The organism is Mycobacterium sp. ABE4_509 (assembly GCF_056160785.1).
The window spans coordinates 1-20,511 of sequence record NZ_JBSWXU010000100.1 but is presented as its reverse complement, the minus strand read 5'-3'; the positions used below and the strand labels follow the sequence as shown (position 1 = coordinate 20,511).

Below are 20,511 nucleotides of genomic sequence, written 5' to 3'. Positions count from 1 at the left end.
CCCCCACCGCGGCCGCCCGGTCCCGGCGCTGTTCGACCGGGTCGACCGCGAAAACCTGGGCGGCCCCGAGAGCGAAGCTGCTGCGCAGGGCGCACTGGCCGACCGCGCCGGCGCCGATGACCGCGACGCTGCCGCCGATCGGGATGTCGGCCCGTTTGGCGGCAGCCCAGCCGGTCGCCAGGTTGTCGGTCAGCAGCAACGCCTGCTCGGTGGTGATCCCGTCAGGGATCGCGAGCAGCTGGAAATCGGCGGCAGGCACCGCGAGGAGGTCGGCCTGTGCGCCGCCGAGCAGGCCCGACCCGAAGATCTGAGGGCCTGCCACGCACATGACCGGGTTCTCGGTCCGGCAGCCGGCGCATCGTCCGCAGCCGGCCACCGAGGACACCAGCACCCGGTCGCCGACCGCGAAAGCGGTGACCTCCGGACCGGTTTCGACCACCCGGCCGATCGCTTCGTGGCCGAGCGCGACCGGCTCGGCCACCGGGTAGTGCCCCTCGAGGAAATGCAGGTCCGAGCCGCAGATGGAGGTGGCCGTCACCTCGATGATCGCGCCGTCCGGGCCCGGGAGCACCGGGTCGGTGCGCTGCTCGACACTGATCCGGCCGGTGCCGTCGACCACCACCGCGCGCATGTCAGACCGCCTCGCGGGTGCGGACCAGGAACTGCGACCAGTCGGGGTCCTGCAGGGCGGCCCGGTACTCGCACAGTCGCCACGGGCTGACGGTGTGGATCTCGCCGTCGGCGTTCTTGAAATACGAGTGTGCGATCGACGGGTGCGCCCACACCGTCTTGGTGATCTGATCCTGGGTGCGGCGGTGCCATTCCCCGGTCGGGCCGGGCAGCGGCTCCATCGAGACCGCTCCGCTGTCGATCAGATGAGCGATGCAGGAGTTGATGTAGCGCATCTGTAGTTCGGAGTGCATGATCAGGCTTCCGCCGTGTGCCAGGTGGGTGCCCGGTCCGTACATCATGAACAGGTTCGGGAAGTTCGGCACCGTGATCCCGAGGTAGGCGGCAGGCCGCTGACCCCACTGCCGGTGCAGATCGGCGCCGTCACGTCCGGTGATCGTGATGGGGGCCAGCAGGTCGGTGGCACGGAATCCGGTGGCGTAGACGATGACGTCGGCGTCGTGGGTCTGGCCGTCGGTGGTGACGATGCCGTCGTCGGTCACCCGGTCGATGGGGGTGCGGACCAGGTCCACGTCGGGACGTTTGAGCGTGGCCAGCCAGCTCCCGTTGTCCTGCAGGGTGCGTTTGCCGGTCGCCGGATAGTCCGGTACCACCCGGGCCAGCAGGTCCGGGTCGTCGCCGACCTGGCTGGTGATCCACTCGGTGAACATCACCCGGGCGATTGCGTTGATCTCGCTGACCGCGTTGGCCTGGTCGGCGTAGTCGGGGTCGACGCGTGCGGCGTCGAGCCCTTTGTCCGCGCCGGGCCACAACAGCAGGAAGCGGTACCAGCGCGCGTAGTAGGGCAGGTGCTCCATCGCCCATCGCACGCCGTCGGGCACCCGGTCGTGGTACATCGGATTGGGGAACATCCACTGGGCGGTGCGTTGAAAGACGTCGAGGTGAGCGACCCTGTCGGCGATCGCGGGTGCGATCTGGAAACCGCTGGCCCCGGCCCCGACCAGAGCGACGCGTTTTCCGGTGAGGTCGACGTCGTGATCCCAGTGCGCCGAGTGGAACGACGGCCCGGCGAAGGTGTCCCGGCCGGGTAGATCGGGCAGCTGGGGACGGTTGAGCTGGCCGACCGCGGTGATCAGCGCTGTCGCGGTCAGCGTTTCGGTGCCCGCACCGGTGCGCACCGTCACCGTCCAGGCGCCGGCGTCGTCGTCCCAGGCGGCGGACACCGCCTCGGTGTTCCACCGGACGTGGTCGCCGAGGTCGTGCCGGTGCATCACATCGTCGAAATAGGCCGCGAGCTCGGGCTGCTCGGCGAAGAAGTGCTGCCAGTGGTTGCTGGGCTCGAAGCTGTAGCAGTACAGGTGGTTGGCGACGTCCACCCGCGCGCCGGGATAGGTGTTCTCCCACCATGTTCCGCCCGGACCGCTGTTCTTCTCGATGATGACGAACGGCACTCCGGCCTGCCGGAGCCGGATCCCGGCCAGTATGCCGGACTCGCCGCAGCCGATCACGATGGCGCCGAACCCGTCCACCCGCGACGGATCCAGGGCCGCGGGGCGGCGCGGATCGGCGCCGTCGAGATCGAGCTCCTCGAGGACGAGGGGGAGGTTCGCATCGTCGACCGGTTCGGCGGCCGCCCAGTCCAGCATCTCCTTGACCAGGTCTTCCGGAAGCGGGGCGGGTGGTGGGCAGCCGCGGTCTCGGTAGTCGACGATCGCGGGCAGAGCCGCGGCGCGGGCGCGCTGCTTGTCCTCCTCGCTCATGAAGCCCTGGATCTCGTTGAGGAACAGGCCGGCTTGGGCGAACTCGCGGATGAATCGTGGGTCACCGGTGAGGTGGACCATCGACAACAGCAAGGTGGGGATGCTGACCTCCTCCAACGCCGCGGCGATCTCGCTCGTCGGGGTGGAGAAGGGCTGTCCCGAGTGAAACGTCCTCGTCACCGGCTACCCTTTCGTCATTACGCTACTAGAAGTAGCGTATCGGGGCGGCCCGGGGGGCTCAATGCCCGTTTCCGGGCCGGTCCGTCCCTTCCGGAGAAATCCGGCGAAAACGGGACCTTTGGCTCTGTGCCGTGCCCGCAGCGGAGACCAGGATCGGAGGAAGGACCAGTCACACCGGAGGGTCCGGTGGGTCCGTCCACGGAGTCGGCCATGCAGAACTTCACCCTCAGATTCGGCGTCTGGATGCAGCGGCTGCTGGGACGAAATCCGCTGGTGCGCCGCAGCGACCGGGTGGAAACCGCAACGATCCTGCTGGCGTTCCTGGTGGCCGTGCTGGCGATACCGATAGCGGGCGCGGTCGCGACGGCGGTTCGTGACGACCTGGCGCACACCTACAGCGTCCAGCGCAGTAACCGCACCGAAGTGGCGGCCACCGTCGCCGCGGACAGCGTGTCGACCTCCCAGGTGTCCGACTCGGCGCGCACCCGGATCCACTGGGAGTTCGGCGGCACCACCCACGACGACGAACTGCGCACCACCTCCCTGCATGCCGGTGACCACCTCACCATCTGGGTGGACCGGGCCGGGCGCCGGGTCCCGGAACCGCTCACCGACGACGACGCGGTCAGCCAGGCGGTCGTGGTCGCCCTGAGCGGCTGGCTGGTGGTGGTCGGCGCCGGGGTCGCCGGATGGGCTGTGGCGCGCACCCGGTTGGACCGCGCCCGATACGACGCCTGGGACCGCGAACTCCACGGCCTGACCGGCGGGCACTTCGGTGACACCGGTGACGAAGGTGGGCGAACCAACCGCAACGCCTGAGGAGGTGCCGAGATGGCCTCACACACCCAGAGCCCGAACCGATGTGTCGTCGTCGGTGTCGACGGTTCGCACGCCGCGTTCAATGCGGTGGCATGGGCCGCCGCCGAGGCGGTGGATCGCGATGTGCCGCTGCGCCTGGTGCACGTGACCACCGGGGCCCCGCAACCGGCCGCAGACGGTGACGCGGCCTGCGGCCTGGCGCCGGATGCGGTGCTCGAACACGCCGAAGACGTAGCCCGGCAGGCGGAGCGGTCGGTGCGGGTCGAGACCAGCCATGCCTGCGGCGACCCCGCCGCGGTGCTGGCCTGCGAATCCCGTCGCGCGGCGATGGTCTGCCTCGGGTCCCGGGCGCGGACCTTCGACGAGTCGGCGCTGTTCGGCCCCGTCGCGGCCGCGCTGATCGAGCGGGCTACCGGCCCCGTCGCGATCATCCGCAGCCGTGCCGACGGCACGCCGCGGACCGACGGCGTGGTGTCGGTGGTGCTGTCCGACGAAGCCGCCAACGACGAAGTGGTGCACGCGGCCATGCGCGAGGGGCGACTGCGCCGGGCCACCGTGCGCCAGATCGACCAGCGCACCGACAGCTGGGTCCGGCGCTTTCCCGACGTCCACGTCGAGGTCGTCACCGACGGCGCCGGGGTGCGCAGCTACCGCCCCTGCGCCGAACCCGAACAGCGGATCGCGCTCGCGGTGATCGGGCCCGACGACGCCGCGACACTGACCTCGACGCGAATGCCGAACTGCCATCCGATCCACGGATACCCGGACTGCTCGGTGCTGGTCGTACGCGGGTGAGCGCGTCGGCTTGACGGCTCGGCCCGGCGCATGGCTGTCGCGACGCCGCCGAGATGGCCTACTTCCGCTTGGCGGATCGCTTGGACCCACCCTTGTTCGCCCCGCCCTTGTCCGCTGTGTTGTTGCGAATTCCAGGCTTCCCGGAGGTGCCGGAAGACTCGGAAGCCTCGGTCGTCTCGGAATCACTGTCGGCGTCGGCGTCGGTGTCGGCGTCGGCGTCAGCCACGGTGTCGGGTGTGGCCTCGGTGTCGGTGTCGGCCTCGGTGTCGGTGTCGGCCACGGGTTCGGTGTCGGCCACGGGTCCGGTGTCGGCCACGGGTCCGGTGTCGGTAGAGCCGACGGTGGTGCCGCTGCCCCCGGCTGCCTCGGCCTCCTCGCGGCGGGTCGCCAGCCTCTCCCGCAGCCGCGCCGGAACGAGGCGGCCCGGGCCCTCGTCACCGTCGGTGCTCTCGGCGGCGGGTACGGTGGCGGCCGCGACCTCGGTCTGTTCAGGTTCGGTCTCCGGCTCGGGCCGGATGGCCTCGGCGAGCAGATTGGCGAAGGTGTTGATACCCGAGATGGGCCCCCCGCCGTCGATAGTGATCGTGGTTTCCCGGATGCCGAACTGGATCTGGAAGTCGCCGGTGCTCAGCAGCCCGCCGATGCTGCCGCTGACGGTCGCGTCGGGCAGTAGACCGGGCAGCGGGATGGTGATCTCCGCTTCGAGGTCGACGCCGTTGAGGAACCCGTCGACGACGGTCGGGGTGAACTGGATGAGGGCACGTGCCGTCGCCCGAAGGCTGGCATCGTCGCCGAACATCGCACCGATCACCTCGTCAACCGCGCGCTTGGTGGCCACTACCGTCGCGAGCGCCGGTGAGGCCAGCGACACCGCCAGGTTGGCCAGGTTGGCCACGGTGAAAACGCCGATCACATTGGCGACGTTCTGGACCGTATTCTGCGCTGCACCCACCACGGCGTTGAACAACTGTGCCGAGGCGATCGCGATGGGGAGCGCCGGAATGCCCACGACCGCGAGCAACTGCACCAGGGTGGCGTTGCCGCTGCGCAGCAGTTCGACTGTCTGGGCCGCGGTGGCCGGCAGTTCGCGGAGGTAGTCGAGAATGCCCTGGGCGATGTCGGCAACCGATCCGAAGATGTCCTGGCCACTGGCAAGGGCGTTCCCGGCGACCTGACCGATCAACGCGAATCGGTCGTCGGCGAGGTCGGGGAGCAGCACGTCCAAGCTCGCGGCGGTGTTGTCCACCAGCTCCGAGAACGTCGTGGTGGGCGCCACCGCCAGCGACGCGGTGCGGATTCCGGGCGCCGGCGGGGTCACCGGTGTGACCGCAATGGCCGTGGCGGTCACCAGCGCAACTCCGGTGGAGGCGAACCCCAGCGCCAGACCTCGGCGATGCGGGAACCGGCGCGATCCAGCGGGACACGTTTGGGACATTCATCGCTCCTCGGCATCTGGGGGAGCTGTTGCGCTCCGGCACACGTGCTCAGCGAACGTTGCTGAGGACCGCCACGGTAGTGATCCAGCACACCATCGGACATGAAGATTTCGTGGAGAATGTCGGGAGAAACGCTGGAGACGCCGGCCTGCTCGCCCACCCCGGGTCCTGCTCGTTGCCGCTTCTGGCCGACGTCCGAAGTCCGGTCGGGTCGTACTCTTGACCGTCGTGAGGGTCACCGCTGAGGCACTGGACCGTCCGTGGCGCCGGCCGGGTCGGCTGCGCTACGCATCGGCACGTATCCGAGGTGTCATCCGACCGCCCGTCGAGGTGTACGAGCCGCCCGCGGACCTCGTCGACGAGCGTGACGTCGCGGTGCCGACACGCGACGGGGTGATATTGCGGGCGAACGTGTTTCGACTCCCGGGCGATGCGCGCAGGCCTGTCGTCCTGTGCATCCATCCGTACGGCAAGGACCACCTGCCCCGGCGACGGGCGGGTCGCTGGCGCTATTCGCTGCAGTACCGGATCCTGCGGCAACCCGCGCCGGTGCGGTTTTCCTCGCTGACCGGCTGGGAGGCGCCGGATCCCGCCTGGTGGGCAGCGCAGGGGTTCGTCGTGGTCAACGCCGACCTGCGGGGCTGCGGCACGTCGGAGGGAACCGCGCAGCTGCTGTCGCCGCAGGAGGGACGCGACTGTCACGACGTCGTCGAGTGGGCGGCGCGGCAGTCCTGGAGCGACGGCCGGGTCGTCATGCTGGGCGTGTCCTACCTCGCCATCACGCAGTACGCCGCGGCCGCCCAACAGCCGCCGGGCCTGCGGGCCATCATTCCCTGGGAGGGGTTCACCGACGCCTACCGGGATTTCGCGCTTCCCGGCGGGGTGCGGGAAACGGGCTTCATGCGGGTCTGGGGCACCATGATCCGCCGGACCGTCCGGCAGGCCTACGATCTCGCGGTGGTCCAACGCCGGCATCCGCTGCGTGACGCGCTGTGGCAGTCGTTGACCCCCGACCTGACCCGTATCCAGGTGCCGATGCTGGTCTGCGGCAGCTTCTCCGACCAGGCACTGCACAGCCGCGGATCCCTGCGCGCGTTCACCGCGTCATCGAGTGCCGTCGCCCGGCTCTACACCCACCGCGGCGGCAAATGGACGACCTTCTACTCCGAGGACGCGCGAGCCGAGCAGCTGCGCTTCATCCGGCAGGTCCTCGACGGCGCACCCCCGGCCCGCTCCGTGCGACTCGAGGTGCGCGAAGACGCCACCACCGTCCACGAGATCCGCGAGGAATCGGAATGGCCGCTGGAGCGGACCCGGTGGCGGCCACTGTATCTGAACTCCCTCGGCGCACTCACAGCCGACGCGCCCGCGACGCCCGGCAGCGTGTCGTTCGACAATCGTTCGCGCGCCGCGGCTTTCACCTGGGACTTCGACGAGGACATCGAGATCACCGGGCCGATGAGTGCACGGCTGTGGCTGCAGGCCGAGGGCTGCGCGGACGTGAACCTCTTCGTCGGTGTGGAGAAGTGGCGACGGGGACGATTCGTGCCGTTCGAGGGGTCCTACGGCTACGGACGCGACCGGGTGGCCACCGGCTGGCAGCGGGCGTCGCTGCGCGGACTCGACGAAGGGCTCTCTCACCCGTGGGAGCCGGTGCCGACCTGCACCGACCCCCGCCCGCTGCGCACGGGCGAGGTCGTCGCCGTCGATGTCGCGCTCGGCCCGTCGGCCACGCTGTTCCGCTCGGGCGAGCAGCTACGCCTGATCGTCGCCGCGCGCTGGCTGGCGCCGGCCAACCCGCTGTACGGTTCGCTGCCCTCGCGATACGCGCGGTCACCGCGGGGGCGGACGACCCTGCACTGGGGTCCCGGGCGGGCCGCACATCTCCTGATCCCCGAGGTGCCCGAAAACGGTTCGGCAACCTAGTGGTCTGTCTGCGTTTCGATCTGGTAGGTCCAGTGGCGTGGCCCCCGATCGCGCAGGTGAGCGGAAACGCCGTCGGCGCCGTTCCCGCCAGGACGTACAGGGCAGGGCCGCCCTGCCGGGGGTCTTGTCCCCTGCCGGGGTCGCCTTGTGGTGCTGTGGGCCAGATCGACGCCATGGCTGCGATTTCCTGAGAGTGGCTTCACCCCACAGCCGTGGTGTCGATCTCACTGCCAGCACGAGCAAGAGGTGGTGCGCAGCCGCGCTGCCGACGCACCCTCCCACCAGATCAAAATCAGCCGGATCACTAGTCGCTGAATACGAGGACCTCGTCGACCGGGCGGCGTGGAGTGGGCGGGACGGGATCGTCGGTGCCCGGCGCCTGACCCACCCGGATCAGGATCTGCGGGGTGGCATCCCGGCCCACCATCGCGGTGACCATCTCGCGGCTCGCGGGAACCTCGGTGATGTGGGTCAGCGTGCACGTCGCCAGTCCGGCCATCGTCGCGTCCAGCAGCGCTGCCGACAGCTGCTCCCCGCAGCGCAGCATGGCCTCCCGATTGTCGTCGTAGGTCGACAACACCAGCACCTTGGCGTGGTCGGCGCCGACATCGGCGCGGCGGTCCTCGCCGGCCACCTTCGGGAAGTCGCTGCGCCCGAGCTCCACCCGGTCGGTCTCGGCCGCCGAGATCAGCGAACTCTTCGGAATGCCCTCGGTGACAGCGAGATCAGTCGTCCAGCCGACCACCTCGGCGTGGTAGGGCGAATCGTAGAGGCGCAGCGACCGGGTCATCCGGGACGCCTCGGCCAGCTGCGGCCGGAACTCGTCGGCGACGACGTCGACGCGGGTCCACACCGAATCCAGGGTGGCGCCCAGGCGCTGCAGGAACGCCTCCCAGTCCGGCGGCGCGGCGAACGGCAGCCGGTCGGTCCGGCGGACCGCGATCGCCTCGGCGCGGTGGCGGTGGCCCTCGGTCACGAACTCCATCGGGCTGAAGCTCAGCGACGCCAGATGTTCGGGGTTGTTCGGGTTGGGGAACCGCTCCACATGGGCGCGCCACCCGGCGGCGGCCATCGCCACCCGGAGGTGATCGAGCACCGCGCCGCAACTGAACAGTGCCTCGCGGCCGGTGGTGTCGGTGTAGCGCGGCGCGCGCTGCGCGTCCAGGAACAGATGGATCGCGTCGCCCTCGGCGATGAAGCGCCACGGCTGGCTGTTGTGCAGTGAGGGGGCGCGGCACGCCAACCCCACCGCTGCTGAGATCACGTCTGCGTCGACGACGGCGTAACGCATGTCAACCTCCTTCGTCACCTCCAGTCTTGTCCGTCGGCGCGGCGCAGGCCAGGGTCAATGGTCCTCACCGGCGCGCCGGCGGCCGGTCAGACGGTGCCGCGGACCACCACCACCGGCGTCGGGGACGTCTCGGCCACCGCGGTCGCGACCGAGCCCAGCAGCATGTCGGTGATGCCGCCGCGGCCCCGCGCGCCGACGACCACCAGTTGCGCGCTCTTGGACTCGTCGATGAGCCAGCGCGCCGGCCGGTCGCAGACGACCTGACGGCGCACCTCCACACCGGGGTACTTCTCCCGCCAGCCGCCGAGACGTTGCGACAGGATCTCCTGGCCCTGGGCCTGGTGGGCCTCCCAGTCCGTCCCGGGAAGCCCGAACACGCCGACATCGCACCAGGCGTGCAGCGCGACCAGCGCGACACCGCGGCGCGCAGCCTCGTCGAAGGCGAACGCGGTGGCCGACTCCGAGTGCGGCGAACCGTCCACCCCGAGCAGCACCGGCAGATTGGTGTCGCGTGCGCTGGCCGGTCCGGCCTTGACGACCGCGACCGGGCACCGGGCATGGTGCAGCAGGCTGCGGCTGACCGAGCCCAGCGCCAGCCCGCCGATCGGCCCCAGTCCCCGGCTGCCCAGCACGAGCAGTGACGCGTCCGCCGAGGCCGCGCTCAACTCCGGCACGATTCCGTCGTGGGTGATCTGCGCGCGCGCCGGAGGCGGGACGATGTCGCCGAGGGCGGTGCACAGCGCGCGCTGTGCCCGCTCGATCACCCGCTGGGCGTTGGAGTCCTGCCACTCGGCATAGCTGTATTCGAGGGACTCGATGGGCCAGGTGGCCACCATGGGGGAGACGACGTGCATCAGGGTGACCGGACAGCTGCGCAGCACCGCCTCCTGCGCCGCCCAGGCCGCGGCGGCCAGTGACTCGTCGGATCCGTCGACGCCGACCAGGATGCCGTGCCCGGTGGCAGACTTCGCCATACCCCCTCCTGCGCGTCGGGTCGAGCGACCGCGCCAGCAGTTACCCACAAACCGGCGATCGGAGCACGCTCACCTCGTCACACATTAACCCGTTGACGTACGCGCAAATACGACATTGCCCGATTCGGGGGTCACCTGGCGGATTCGAGCAGCAGCCGCCGCTCGGCCGCCGCGATGACCCGGCGGGCCGAGGCGGCGGCATCGGGATTCACCGACACCGAGGTGATTCCCATCCGCACGAGATGCTCGGCGAACGCGGGTTTCGTCGAGGGCGCCTGACCGCACAGCGACGAGGTGATGCCGAACCTGCGGGCGGTGCTGACGATCTGGCCGATCGCGTCGAGCACCGCGGCATCGGATTCGTCGAACAGCTCGGCGCACACATCGGAGTCGCGGTCCACGCCGAGGACCAGCTGGGTGAGGTCGTTGCTGCCGATGGACACGCCGTCGATGCCCAGCCCGATGTACTCGGGCAGCCAGTGCATCACCGAGGGGACCTCGGCCATCACCCACCGGTGCAGCCCCCGCTGCCGGCCCAGCGGGCTGGCGTCGACCAGCGACAGGCATTCCTCGAGTTCCCATTTGGTGCGGACGAACGGAATCATCAGCGCCACGTTCGGCGACTGCTCGCGCACCCGGGCCAGCGCCTCGAGTTCGAGGGCGAACAGGTCGGGTTCCTTGACGTAGCGGTAACAGCCCCGGTACCCGATCATCGGGTTGTGCTCCTCGGGCTCGTAGGCCTCACCGCCGCGCAGACCGCGGAACTCGTTGCTGCGGAAGTCGGTTGCCCGGTAGACCACCGGGCGCGGAGCGAACGCCGCCGCGATCCGGCCCACCGAGGCCACCATCTTCTCGACCAGGACCCCCTGTTCGGCGTGTGCGATGAGGTCGCGGGGGTGCCTGCCGCCGAGCGCCTCGGTCAGCATGAACTCCGCACGCAGCAGGCCGACACCGTCGACGGGCTGGGCGGCAACGCTTTCGGCGGTCTCCGGCATTGCCAGGTTGACATACACCTTGGTGCCGGTGACCTCGACGGGCGCGGCCGCGACGACGGCCTCCCGCGGTGTCGCCGACACCGCGGCCTCGACGACTCCGGACACCACTTCGCCGCGGCCGCCGTTCACCGTCACGGTGGTGCCGTCGTGCAGGTCGCGGGTCGCGGTGCGGGTTCCGACGACGCACGGCACACCCAGCTCACGCGCCACAATGGCGGCGTGGCAGGTCATTCCGCCGGTGTCGGTCACCAGCGCCGCCGCCCGGCGGATGGTCGGCAGCCAGTCCGGGTTCGTCATCTGCGCGACGAGGATCTCGCCTGCCTGCAGCCGCACCCCGTCATCGGGCGACTCCAGCACCCGGACCTTGCCCGACGCCGTCCCCGGTGCGGCGGCCAGCCCGCGGGCCAGCACGATGTGCTTGTCGGCCGACGGCGGCGTGGTGTGACCGAGCGTGGTGATCGGCCGGGCCTGCACCAGATATGTCCGGCCCTCCGAGATGGCCCACTCGGTGTCCTGCGGGGACCCGTTGTGGCGCTCGGCGGCCACCGCGAGCTCGGCGACCGCGCGCAGCTCGGTCTCGTCGAGCACCCGGGAATCGGCCACCGCGTCGTCGAGGTCGACGTTCGTGTCGTGGCCGTCCGGGCCGCGCACGATCTTGAAGGCCTTGTGGCCGATTCGCACGTCCAGCGGGGCCAGGGTGTCCTTGGCCACGATGTAGGTGTCCGGCTCGACCTCACCGGACACCACGACCTCGCCGAGGCCGTAGGCCCCCTCGATGACCACCCGGTCCTGAGCGCCGTTGCTCGGGTCCGCGGTGAAGGCGACGCCGGACTTCTCCGAGTTCACCATCTGCTGCACGACCACGGCCATGGCCGGGTCGGCGGTGAACCCGCGGCTGGCGCGGTAGGTGATCACCCGCGGGCTGAACAGCGACATCCAGCAGCGGGTCACCGCGTCGAGCAGCCCGTCCTCACCGGCCACGTTGGTGATGGTGGCGTTCATGCCGGCGAACGACGCGTCGGCGCCGTCCTCGCCGGTCGCCGACGAGCGCACCGCCACCACCGCCGTGCCGGGGCCGGAGCCCAGCCGCCGGTAGGCCTCGAGAATCACACCGCGCAGCGCGTCCTCGACACCCGCCTTGTGCACCAGGCTCTGCATCTGCTCACACAGCTGGGTCAGATGCGCGGTGTCGGCCGCGGTGTCGAGCGCCTCGCGGTGCAGCGCGTTGAGTTCGGCCTCGACGCCGCCGGAGGTCATCGAATCCCGGTAGCAGTCGCGCAGCAGCACGAAACCGGGAGGCACCGGTAGCCCGGCGGCGACCAGTTCGCCCATGTTGGCGCCCTTGCCGCCGGCTTCCTCGGCGTCGGAGATCGTCAGCGCGGAGATGTCGCGGACGTAAGCCTCTTTGCTTCGAATGTCCATGCTCTCACCTTGTTCGTTCGGCCCGGGCCGGCGTAGTTGTCAGATGACCACAGCGTGCTCGCCGAACGTCCCCGATGCCCAGGGCACAAGGTCCCTGATGGACGTCCCTGCTGAAGGAAAGCCCCGAACGGTGACTTCAGTCCCTTTTCGCCGACCCGTCCGGCTCGGTGTCATGGAACAGCACAACTGAGGAGGGTGGGCGATGAAGCTGCCGGTCTTCGTGGACTCGCGGTATCACGACGCGGTGATCTGCGACGTCGAGGGTGTCGTCGCCGACATCGCCGCGTTGCACGCCGCGGCGTGGAAGGCGACGCTCAACGACCATCTGGCTCGGCGTCGGGGTACCGACGCCCAGGGCGCCGCCGGGTTCACCGACGCCGACTACCAGAAGTTCCTCGCCGGCCGCCCGGAAGCGCAGGGGCTCACCGAATTCCTGGCCTCGCACGGCATCACCCCCGCGGCCGGTACCGGCGGCGAACTCGGCGATGACACCGTGGGCGGCCTGGTGAACCGCGCCCGGCAGCTGTGCTCGGACATGCTCACCGAGCACGGGGTCCATGTCTTCGAGTCCACCGTCGAGTTCATCCAGCGGTTGCGCGACGCCGGGATCGCCACCGCGGTCTTCGCATCCCGCTGCGACTGTGCCCGGATCCTCGCCGCCGGCGGCATCACCGAGCTTTTCGACGTAGTCGTCGACGCCGTCGCCGGCCAGGAAGACCCAGCGGCCGAGGCCTACCCGGTGATCCTGCGCGAAGCCGTGAGCCGCCTCGGCGTGCAGCCACGCCGATGCGTCGTCGTCGACGACGCCGAAGCGGGGATGGCGGCCGCGCGCGACGGCGGATTCGGTCTGGTGATCGGTGTCGACCGGATCGGTCACGACGGCGAGCTACGCCGCTGCGGCGCCGACGTCGTGGTCGTCGACCTGGTGTCCCTCACGGTGCGCGACACCCACCGCAGGATCTCCGAGCTGGCCGACGCGCTCGACTCCTACAGTGACATCGCCCCGCTGGCCGAGACGCGCCGGCCGGTGGTGCTGCTGGACTTCGACGGCACCCTCTCCGAGATCGTCAACGACCCCGATGCGGCCACGCTGCTGCCCGGGGCCGAGGAGATGCTGCGGGAGCTGGCCGCGCACTGCCCGGTCGCGGTGATCAGCGGCCGCAGCCTGGCCGACATCCGGGCCAGGGTCGGCGTCCCCGGCCTCTGGTATGCCGGCAGCCACGGCTTCGAACTGGTCGCCCCGGACGGCTCCCACCACCAGAACGAGGCCGGTGTCGCCGCGGTCGACGGCCTCCGAACCGCGGTCGACGAAATCCGCGACCGGCTGACCGGCGTCGACGGCGTCCTGGTCGAGGACAAGCGGTTCTCGGTGGCGGTGCACTACCGCAACGTGGCCGCCGAGCGCGTCAACGAGGTGATCGCCGCCGTGCGGGTCGTGGGTCAGCGGCACAACCTGCCGGTCACCGGCGGCCGGATGGTCGTCGAGGTTCGGCCCGACGTCGACTGGGACAAGGGCAGAACGGTCGACTGGATCCTCGACCGGATCGACGGCGACGAGCTGATGCTGCCGATCTACATCGGCGACGACCTGACCGATGAGGACGCCTTCGACGCGATCCGCAACAAAGGGATCGGGGTGGCCGTGCGCAGCGCCGAATCGGGGGACCGCCGCTCGGCGGCTCGGTTCGCCCTCGAGGATCCCGATGCGGTGTGCGTGTTCCTGACCCGGCTGGCCGAGCAGCTGGCCGCCGAGCAGAACAGCACCAACGACCCGTGGACCCTGATCTTCGGCGGCTATCAGCGGGCCGCCGAGCGGCTGCGAGAAGCGCTGTGCGCCATGGGCAACGGCTACATGGCCGTGCGTGGCGCGGCCCCGGAATGCGCTGCCGGTGAAGACCACTATCCGGGAACCTACGTCGCCGGTGTCTACAACCGCCTGACCGACGAGATCTCGGGTGTCACGATCGACAACGAGAGCCTGGTGAACCTGCCGAACTGGTTGCCGGTGTCGTTTCGCATCGACGGCGGGGAATGGTTCGACATCGACGCCGCCGAGGTCACCGGTTACCAGGCGACCGTCGACCTGCGCCGTGCGACACTGACCCGCGACTTCGTGTGGCGCGACGCCGCCGGGCGGAGCACCCGGGTCACCCAGCGGCGCCTCGTCGCGATGCACCGCCCGCACGTGGGGGCTCTGGAAACCACGGTGGCGGCCCAGAACTGGTCGGGCCGGGTGGAATTCCGGTCGATGATCGACGGGGACGTCACCAACAGCGGTGTGGCACGGTACCGCCAGCTCTCGTCACGGCATCTGCGGGTGCTCGGCGCGCACCCGCTGCCCGACGGCGGCAGCGACGGCGGCGCGGCGGCAGCGGTGGGCTTGTCCGCCGAGACCGTGGAATCGAAGATCCAGATCGCCGTCGCGATGCGCAACACGGTGCACGACGGCGCCGCGGCCTCGGCGACGATCCGCCCGCTCATCGAGGAACGCCGCGCCGGCCACGAGATCGTCGTGGACATCGGCGAGGGACAGTCGGTCACCCTGGAGAAGATCGCCACCGTGTTCACCAGCCGCGACCACGCCATTTCGGGGCCGAGCGTGGCAGCCGAGCGGGAGCTGAACCGCACCGGCGACTTCGCCGACGTCGAACGCGGCCATCGGTTGGCCTGGGCGCACCTGTGGGAGCGCTTCACCATCGACATGGGCCACGACCCCGACCTGTTGCGCCTCATCCGGCTGCACCAGCTGCACCTGCTGAACACGGTGTCCCCGCACACCGCCGATCTCGACGTCGGCGTCCCGGCCCGGGGTCTGCACGGCGAGGCCTATCGCGGCCACATCTTCTGGGACGAACTGTTCGTCTTCCCGGTGACCAACCTGCGCCTGCCCAAGGTGACCCGCGCTCTGCTGATGTACCGCTACCGCCGGCTGCCCGAGGCCAAGCGCGCGGCCCGCGATGCCGGCCACGCCGGTGCGATGTACCCGTGGCAGTCGGGCAGCGACGGCCGGGAGGAGAGCCAGCGTCTGCACCTGAATCCCCGCTCGGGGCGGTGGAACCCGGACGCCAGCGCGCGGGCCCACCACATCGGGCTGGCCATCGCCTACAACGTCTGGCAGCACTACCAGGTGACCGGCGACATCGGCTTCCTCATCGACTACGGGGCCGAGATGCTCGCCGAGATCGCCCGGTTCTGGGTCAGCCTGGCCGAGTTCGACAGTGCCCGCGACCGGTATGTGATCCGCGGGGTCATCGGCCCCGACGAGTTCCACTCCGGCTATCCCGGCCGCGACTACGACGGCATCGACAACAACGCCTACACCAACGTGATGGCGGTCTGGGTGATCGTGCGCGCACTCGAGGCGCTCGAGCGGATGCCGATGTACTACCGGCTGGCGCTGCTGGAGGCGCTCGGGATCGACGACGAAGAGCTGGTGCAGTGGGAAGATGTCAGCCGCCGGATGTACGTGCCGTTCCACGACGGGGTGATCAGCCAGTTCGAGGGCTACGACGATCTCGCCGAGCTGGATTGGGACGGCTACCACCGCAAGTACGACGACCTGCAGCGCCTCGACCGGATCCTGGAGGCCGAGAACGACAGCGTCAACAACTACAAGGCGGCCAAACAGGCCGATGTGCTGATGCTGTTCTTCCTGCTCTCGGCCGACGAGCTCTACGAGCTGTTCGACCGGCTGGGCTACCGCTTCACCCCTGACCAGATCCCGAGGACCATCGACTACTACCAGCAGCGCACCTCGCACGGTTCGACGCTCAGCAACGTCGTACACGCCTGGGTGGTGGCCCGCGGGAACCGCCACCAGGCCATGGAGTACTTCGCGCAGGCACTGGCGTCGGACATCATCGACATCCAGCGCGGCACCACCGCCGAGGGCATCCACCTGGCCGCCATGGCGGGCAGCATCGACCTGCTGCAACGGTGTTTCACCGGCCTGGAGATCCGGTCGGACCGGATCGTCGTGGGCCCGCTGTGGCCGAAATCGCTGGGCAAGCTGGAGTTCACCTTCCGCTATCGCGGCCACCGGCTGCGGCTGCAGGTCTCCGGGCGCAGCGCCACCCTGCGCGCGGAACCCGGGGACGCGCCGCCGGTGACCGTGGAGTGCCGCGGCGAGACCGCGGTTCTCGTCGCGGGAAGTTCGGTCTCCTTCGCCGGCCAGCACTCGTAAGCGTAATGGTGAGAAAGTGACTTTGTGCCGCATCACGCGGGCGGTTCACGGATTATCGTCGCCACATGACCGATGACGCTCATCCGATCTCCATCATGTCGGAGACCGACTGCTGGAACCACATGTCCCAGGTGACGCTGGGGCGGCTGATCACGAGCGCGGACGGAGAACCCGAGATCTTCCCGGTCAACTTCGTCGTCCAGCGCCGCACGATCCTGTTCCGCACCGCTGAGGGCACCAAGCTGATCAGCACCGCGATCAACAATCACGTCCTGTTCGAGGTCGACGACCACGACGTCGCGCGGGGCTGGAGCGTGATCCTCAAGGGCGTGGCGCGCTCGCTGCGCAGCGACGAGGACATCGCCGAGGCGGAGCGCGCCCACCTGCTGCCCTGGACCGCGACGGAGAAACCGCACTTCGTGCGGATCAAGCCGCTCAGCGTCACCGGCAGGCGATTCGTGTTCGGCGCGCATCCCGATCGGGCGTCCAGCCCGGTCTGACCGATGGCCCGCCCGATAGGGACCTCGGGCCCTAGCGGGCGCCGCGCCGTCGGCGTGCGATGGATGTCAGCGAGTCACCGCATCGACGTACTCGACCGCTGAAACGGAGTAGCACGATGACCACAGCGCGACGGACATCCAGCGACCCGGACCGTCGGATCTTCCGCGATCGGCGCGAGGCGGGCCGGGTGCTCGCCGGACTTCTCGGCGGCTACCGCGGCAGGGCGGACATGATCGTGCTCGGCCTGGCCCGCGGTGGTCTGCCGGTGGCCTGGGAGGTGGCGGCCGCGCTCGGTGCGCCGCTGGACGCCTTCATCGTCCGCAAGCTCGGCGCCCCCGGTCACGAGGAGTTCGCGGTGGGCGCACTGGCCAGCGGCGGCCGGGTGGTCGTCAACGACGACGTGGTGCGGGCGCTGGGGCTGACCCCGCAGCAGTTGCGCGAGGTCGCCGAGCGGGAAGGACGCGAGCTGCAGCGCCGCGAAGCGGTCTATCGTGCCGGGCGCCCGCCGCTGGACCTGGCCGGGCGGACGGTCATCCTCGTCGACGACGGGCTGGCCACCGGTGCGAGCATGTTCGCCGCCGTGCAGGCGCTGCGCGAGATGGATCCCGCCGAGATCGTCGTCGCCGTGCCCGCCGCCCCGGAGTCGACGTGTCGTGAGTTCGCCGGCCTCGTCGACGACGTCGTCTGCGCGTCGATGCCCACCCCGTTTCTCGCGGTGGGAGAGTCGTTCTGGGACTTCAGCCAGGTCGGCGACGACGAGGTGCGCGAGCTGCTGGCCACCCCGACCGTGGGCATCGCGACCGCGGCCATCCGGCTCGCCGAGACGCCCGCCGAGGTGATCGAGCGCTGCGCGGTCGACGCACCGGGCGGGGTACCGCCGGTGGAGGCCCTCGAGGAGATCGTCGGCGACGCCCGCATCGTGCTGATCGGTGAGAGTTCGCACGGCACAAGCGAGTTCTATCGGGCGCGCGCCGAGATCACCCAGTGGCTGATCCGGGAGAAGGGCTTCTGCGCAGTGGCCGTCGAGGCCGACTGGCCCGACGCGTACCGGGTCAACCGCTACGTGCGGGGGTTGGGGGACGACGGATCGGCGGACGCCGCGCTGGGCGGTTTCGAGCGGTTCCCGGCATGGATGTGGCGCAACACCGCGGTCCGCGACTTCGTGGACTGGCTGCACGACCACAACGGGCGGCAGCACGCCGCCGGCGGGCTGCAGGCCGGCTTCTACGGGCTGGACCTCTACAGCCTGCACCGCTCGATGCGCGAGGTCATCGACTACCTGGAGAACCTCGATCCGGCGGCCGCGCAGCGGGCCCGCGAGCGCTACGCCTGCTTCGACCACACCTCCGCCGACGACGGTCAGGCCTACGGCTACGCCGCGGCGTTCGGCGCCGGCCTGTCCTGCGAGCGGCAGGCCGTCGAGCAGCTGGTCGAACTGCAGCGCAACGCACTGGAATACGCGCGGCGCGACGGTCTGCTCGCCGAGGACGAACTGTTCTACGCCCAGCAGAACGCCGCGACGGTGCGCAATGCCGAGAGCTACTACCGGGCGATGTTCGGCACCCGGGTGTCCTCGTGGAACCTGCGCGACCGGCACATGGCCGAGACCCTGGACGCGCTGCTGGCCCACCTGGACCGGCACCCCGGCGCCGAGCAGGCCCGGATCGTGGTGTGGGCGCACAACTCCCACGTCGGCGACGCCAGGGCGACCGAGGTGGGCGCCGACGGTCAGCTGACCCTGGGCCAGCTCGTGCGCGAACGCCACGGCCAAGCGTGCAGGCTGATCGGCTTGACCACCTACCAGGGCACCGTGACGGCGGCCAGCCGATGGGGCGGGCTCGCCGAACGCAAGGTGGTGCGCCCGGCGCTCAACGGCAGCGTCGAGGAACTGTTCCACGAGACCGGCCGGCCGGAATTCCTGGTGTCGCCGATGATCAGCCGCGCCGCCGCCGAACCGCTGGACGCCGTTCGGCTGGGGCGGGCGATCGGGGTCATCTACCTGCCGGCCACCGAACGGCAGAGCCACTACTACCACGTCCGGCCCGGCGACCAGTTCGACGCGATCATCCACCTCGACCGCACCACCGCGTTGGAGCCGCTCGAACTGACCAGCGGATGGATCGCCGGCGAAACCCCCGAGACCTATCCCAGCGGCCTGTGAGGCGCCGGGAGGATCCCAGGAGAGCGCACCCATGAGCCGATCACCGCTGACCGTTCAGGCGCCGATCGTCACGCTGACGATGAACCCCGCTCTCGACATCACCGCCGAAGCGGGCGAGGTTGGGCCGACACACAAGGTGCGCTGTGACTCCGAGCGCTACGACGCCGGCGGCGGCGGCCTGAACGTGGCACGGTTCACCCACGCCCTCGGCGGCGCGGTGGCTGCGGTGTTCACCGCCGGCGGGCTGACCGGAGCCCGCCTGATCGATCTGATCGATGAGGCGGGCGTGCCGAACATCCCGGTCCCGATCGGCGGGGCGACCCGCGAGAGCTTCACCGTCAACGAACGCTGCTCGGGCAGGCAGTACCGGTTCGTGCTGCCCGGTCCGCGGCTGACCGCCGCCGAGCAGACGCGGTGCCTCGAGGTGTTGCGGGCCACCGCCGAGTCGGCGGAGTTCGTGGTGGCCAGCGGCAGCCTGCCGCCGGGTGTGCCCCACGACTTCTATCAGCGTGTCGCCGACATCTGTGCCGAGTTGGGCGCCCGGCTGATCCTGGACACCTCCGGGGGCGGTCTGAACCAGGTCTCGTCTGGGGTGTACCTGCTCAAGCCCAGCGTGCGTGAACTGCGCGAACTTGTCGGGTTACCGTTGCCGACCGCGGCCGACCAGTGCGCGGCCGCCCGCGAACTCATCGACCGCGGGGTGGCCGAGGCCGTGGTGGTGTCGCTGGGGCCGGACGGAGCGCTGCTGGTCACCGCGACCGAGTGGGAACGGATCGGCGCAGTTGCGGTGCAGGTGGTCAGCGGTGTCGGCGCCGGTGATGCCATGGTCGCGGGGATCACCGTCGGGCTGATCCGCGGCTGGCCGCTGGCGGATGCGGTGCGCTACGGCATCGCGGCAGCCTCGGCGAAACTGCTGACCCCCGGGACGTCGCGGTTCGACCGCGCCGACGTCGAGCGGTTCTTCGGCGGCGCCGGCGAACCGGCGCGGGCCGACGCGCTGGCCGACTGAGCGAGCGTCAGCGCTGCAGGTCGTCGTGGCGCTGCGCGATGGCCAGCAGCTCGTCGCGAACCGTGGAATCCGGCAGAGCGTTGATCCGCGCGTAGAGCCGACGCCGGTTCACGGCGCGCTTCATATCGTCGCGGAACTGCATCAGGGACATTTCTGAACTCCTGTGTCTGTCCCCGGGTTGCGGGGACGGTGTACTTCATGGCGTTCCGTCTGGACCGGGATCGCCAGTCCGGGGAACGCCACGATGGTGGTTGTTCATTCTGCGTAAATCAACCCTGACCATGTGATATCCGCTACATGGCGGCAGTTGCGGCCGCCCTCAGCAGGGGCGGGGAGCCGCCGGCTGTGATGGGGCTGACAACCGTGCCGGACGCGCCGGGGGTCCGCTGTTGCGGCGGGGCCGTCAGGCGGTGGCCGGGTGCGGTGCGC

14 protein-coding genes are annotated in these 20,511 nt (G+C 70.2%); 7 read left to right on the top strand and 7 right to left on the bottom strand.

Translation table 11 applies throughout. The features are described from left to right. Together ACXAID_RS19410 and ACXAID_RS19405 are read right to left on the bottom strand one after the other, a co-directional pair. Nucleotides 1-631: alcohol dehydrogenase catalytic domain-containing protein (locus tag ACXAID_RS19410; protein WP_475023838.1), on the bottom strand; the 631-nt coding region annotated here is incomplete at its 3' end. Nucleotide 632: 1 nt separating this feature from the next. Further along, entirely contained in the window at nt 633-2,570 is a 1,938-nt protein-coding gene (locus ACXAID_RS19405) for a flavin-containing monooxygenase (RefSeq protein WP_475023837.1), read from the bottom strand. A 210-nt stretch (nt 2,571-2,780) separates the two neighbouring features. On the opposite strand from ACXAID_RS19405, the gene ACXAID_RS19400 reads away from it, so the two are divergent. Next, on the top strand, nt 2,781-3,389 hold the full coding sequence (locus ACXAID_RS19400) for an Rv1733c family protein (protein WP_475023836.1): 609 nt from the start codon (nt 2,781-2,783) through the stop codon (nt 3,387-3,389). A gap of 12 nt (nt 3,390-3,401) precedes the next feature. After that, nucleotides 3,402-4,184, top strand: coding sequence for a universal stress protein (locus ACXAID_RS19395; protein WP_475023835.1), 783 nt, complete (start codon nt 3,402-3,404; stop codon nt 4,182-4,184). Between the two features lie 58 nt (nt 4,185-4,242). On the opposite strand, the gene ACXAID_RS19390 is transcribed toward ACXAID_RS19395, so the two are convergent. Further along, complete coding sequence (locus tag ACXAID_RS19390) at nt 4,243-5,619, bottom strand: hypothetical protein (protein WP_475023834.1); 1,377 nt, start codon at nt 5,617-5,619, stop codon at nt 4,243-4,245. A 229-nt stretch (nt 5,620-5,848) separates the two neighbouring features. Between ACXAID_RS19390 and ACXAID_RS19385 the strand changes: the two genes are divergently transcribed. Continuing rightward, nucleotides 5,849-7,546, top strand: coding sequence for a CocE/NonD family hydrolase (locus ACXAID_RS19385; protein ID WP_475023833.1), 1,698 nt, complete (start codon nt 5,849-5,851; stop codon nt 7,544-7,546). Nucleotides 7,547-7,850: 304 nt separating this feature from the next. Here ACXAID_RS19385 and ACXAID_RS19380 read toward each other — a convergent pair whose 3' ends face one another. From ACXAID_RS19380 to ppsA, 3 genes are all read right to left on the bottom strand, one after another. After that, nucleotides 7,851-8,837: an Acg family FMN-binding oxidoreductase gene (locus tag ACXAID_RS19380; RefSeq protein WP_475023832.1), complete on the bottom strand. Its 987-nt coding sequence runs from the start codon at nt 8,835-8,837 to the stop codon at nt 7,851-7,853. Nucleotides 8,838-8,923: 86 nt separating this feature from the next. Continuing rightward, entirely contained in the window at nt 8,924-9,811 is an 888-nt protein-coding gene (locus tag ACXAID_RS19375) for a universal stress protein (protein WP_475023831.1), read from the bottom strand. Nucleotides 9,812-9,942: 131 nt separating this feature from the next. Then, entirely contained in the window at nt 9,943-12,228 is a 2,286-nt protein-coding gene (gene ppsA, locus ACXAID_RS19370; protein ID WP_475023830.1) for a phosphoenolpyruvate synthase, read from the bottom strand. A gap of 202 nt (nt 12,229-12,430) precedes the next feature. On the opposite strand from ppsA, the gene otsB reads away from it, so the two are divergent. The 4 genes from otsB to ACXAID_RS19350 all read left to right on the top strand — a co-directional run bounded on the left by otsB (nt 12,431) and on the right by ACXAID_RS19350 (nt 20,082). Continuing rightward, nucleotides 12,431-16,411 carry a trehalose-phosphatase gene (otsB, locus tag ACXAID_RS19365; RefSeq protein ID WP_475023829.1) on the top strand — a complete coding sequence of 1,327 codons (3,981 nt, stop codon included), beginning with the start codon at nt 12,431-12,433 and terminating at the stop codon, nt 16,409-16,411. Between the two features lie 65 nt (nt 16,412-16,476). Then, a complete protein-coding gene (locus tag ACXAID_RS19360) occupies nt 16,477-16,911 on the top strand; it encodes a pyridoxamine 5'-phosphate oxidase family protein (protein WP_475023828.1) in 435 nt (144 codons plus the stop codon). A gap of 116 nt (nt 16,912-17,027) precedes the next feature. Continuing rightward, entirely contained in the window at nt 17,028-19,073 is a 2,046-nt protein-coding gene (locus ACXAID_RS19355; protein WP_475023827.1) for an erythromycin esterase family protein, read from the top strand. Between the two features lie 31 nt (nt 19,074-19,104). After that, nucleotides 19,105-20,082, top strand: coding sequence for a 1-phosphofructokinase family hexose kinase (locus ACXAID_RS19350; RefSeq protein WP_475023826.1), 978 nt, complete (start codon nt 19,105-19,107; stop codon nt 20,080-20,082). Nucleotides 20,083-20,089: 7 nt separating this feature from the next. On the opposite strand, the gene ACXAID_RS19345 is transcribed toward ACXAID_RS19350, so the two are convergent. Next, nucleotides 20,090-20,233, bottom strand: coding sequence for a hypothetical protein (locus tag ACXAID_RS19345; RefSeq protein WP_475023825.1), 144 nt, complete (start codon nt 20,231-20,233; stop codon nt 20,090-20,092). Nucleotides 20,234-20,511 lie beyond the last annotated feature (278 nt).

What these genes read in the sequence shown, in the direction of transcription:
- ACXAID_RS19400 (WP_475023836.1), top strand. Translation starts at nt 2,781, where the DNA reads ATGCAGAACTTCACCCTCAGATTCGGCGTCTGGATGCAGCGGCTGCTG.
- ACXAID_RS19395 (WP_475023835.1), top strand. Translation starts at nt 3,402, where the DNA reads ATGGCCTCACACACCCAGAGCCCGAACCGATGTGTCGTCGTCGGTGTC.
- ACXAID_RS19390 (WP_475023834.1), bottom strand. Translation starts at nt 5,619, where the DNA reads ATGTCCCAAACGTGTCCCGCTGGATCGCGCCGGTTCCCGCATCGCCGA.
- ACXAID_RS19380 (WP_475023832.1), bottom strand. Translation starts at nt 8,837, where the DNA reads ATGCGTTACGCCGTCGTCGACGCAGACGTGATCTCAGCAGCGGTGGGG.
- ACXAID_RS19375 (WP_475023831.1), bottom strand. Translation starts at nt 9,811, where the DNA reads ATGGCGAAGTCTGCCACCGGGCACGGCATCCTGGTCGGCGTCGACGGA.
- ppsA (WP_475023830.1), bottom strand. Translation starts at nt 12,228, where the DNA reads ATGGACATTCGAAGCAAAGAGGCTTACGTCCGCGACATCTCCGCGCTG.
- otsB (WP_475023829.1), top strand. Translation starts at nt 12,431, where the DNA reads ATGAAGCTGCCGGTCTTCGTGGACTCGCGGTATCACGACGCGGTGATC.
- ACXAID_RS19360 (WP_475023828.1), top strand. Translation starts at nt 16,477, where the DNA reads ATGACCGATGACGCTCATCCGATCTCCATCATGTCGGAGACCGACTGC.
- ACXAID_RS19355 (WP_475023827.1), top strand. Translation starts at nt 17,028, where the DNA reads ATGACCACAGCGCGACGGACATCCAGCGACCCGGACCGTCGGATCTTC.
- ACXAID_RS19350 (WP_475023826.1), top strand. Translation starts at nt 19,105, where the DNA reads ATGAGCCGATCACCGCTGACCGTTCAGGCGCCGATCGTCACGCTGACG.
- ACXAID_RS19345 (WP_475023825.1), bottom strand. Translation starts at nt 20,233, where the DNA reads ATGTCCCTGATGCAGTTCCGCGACGATATGAAGCGCGCCGTGAACCGG.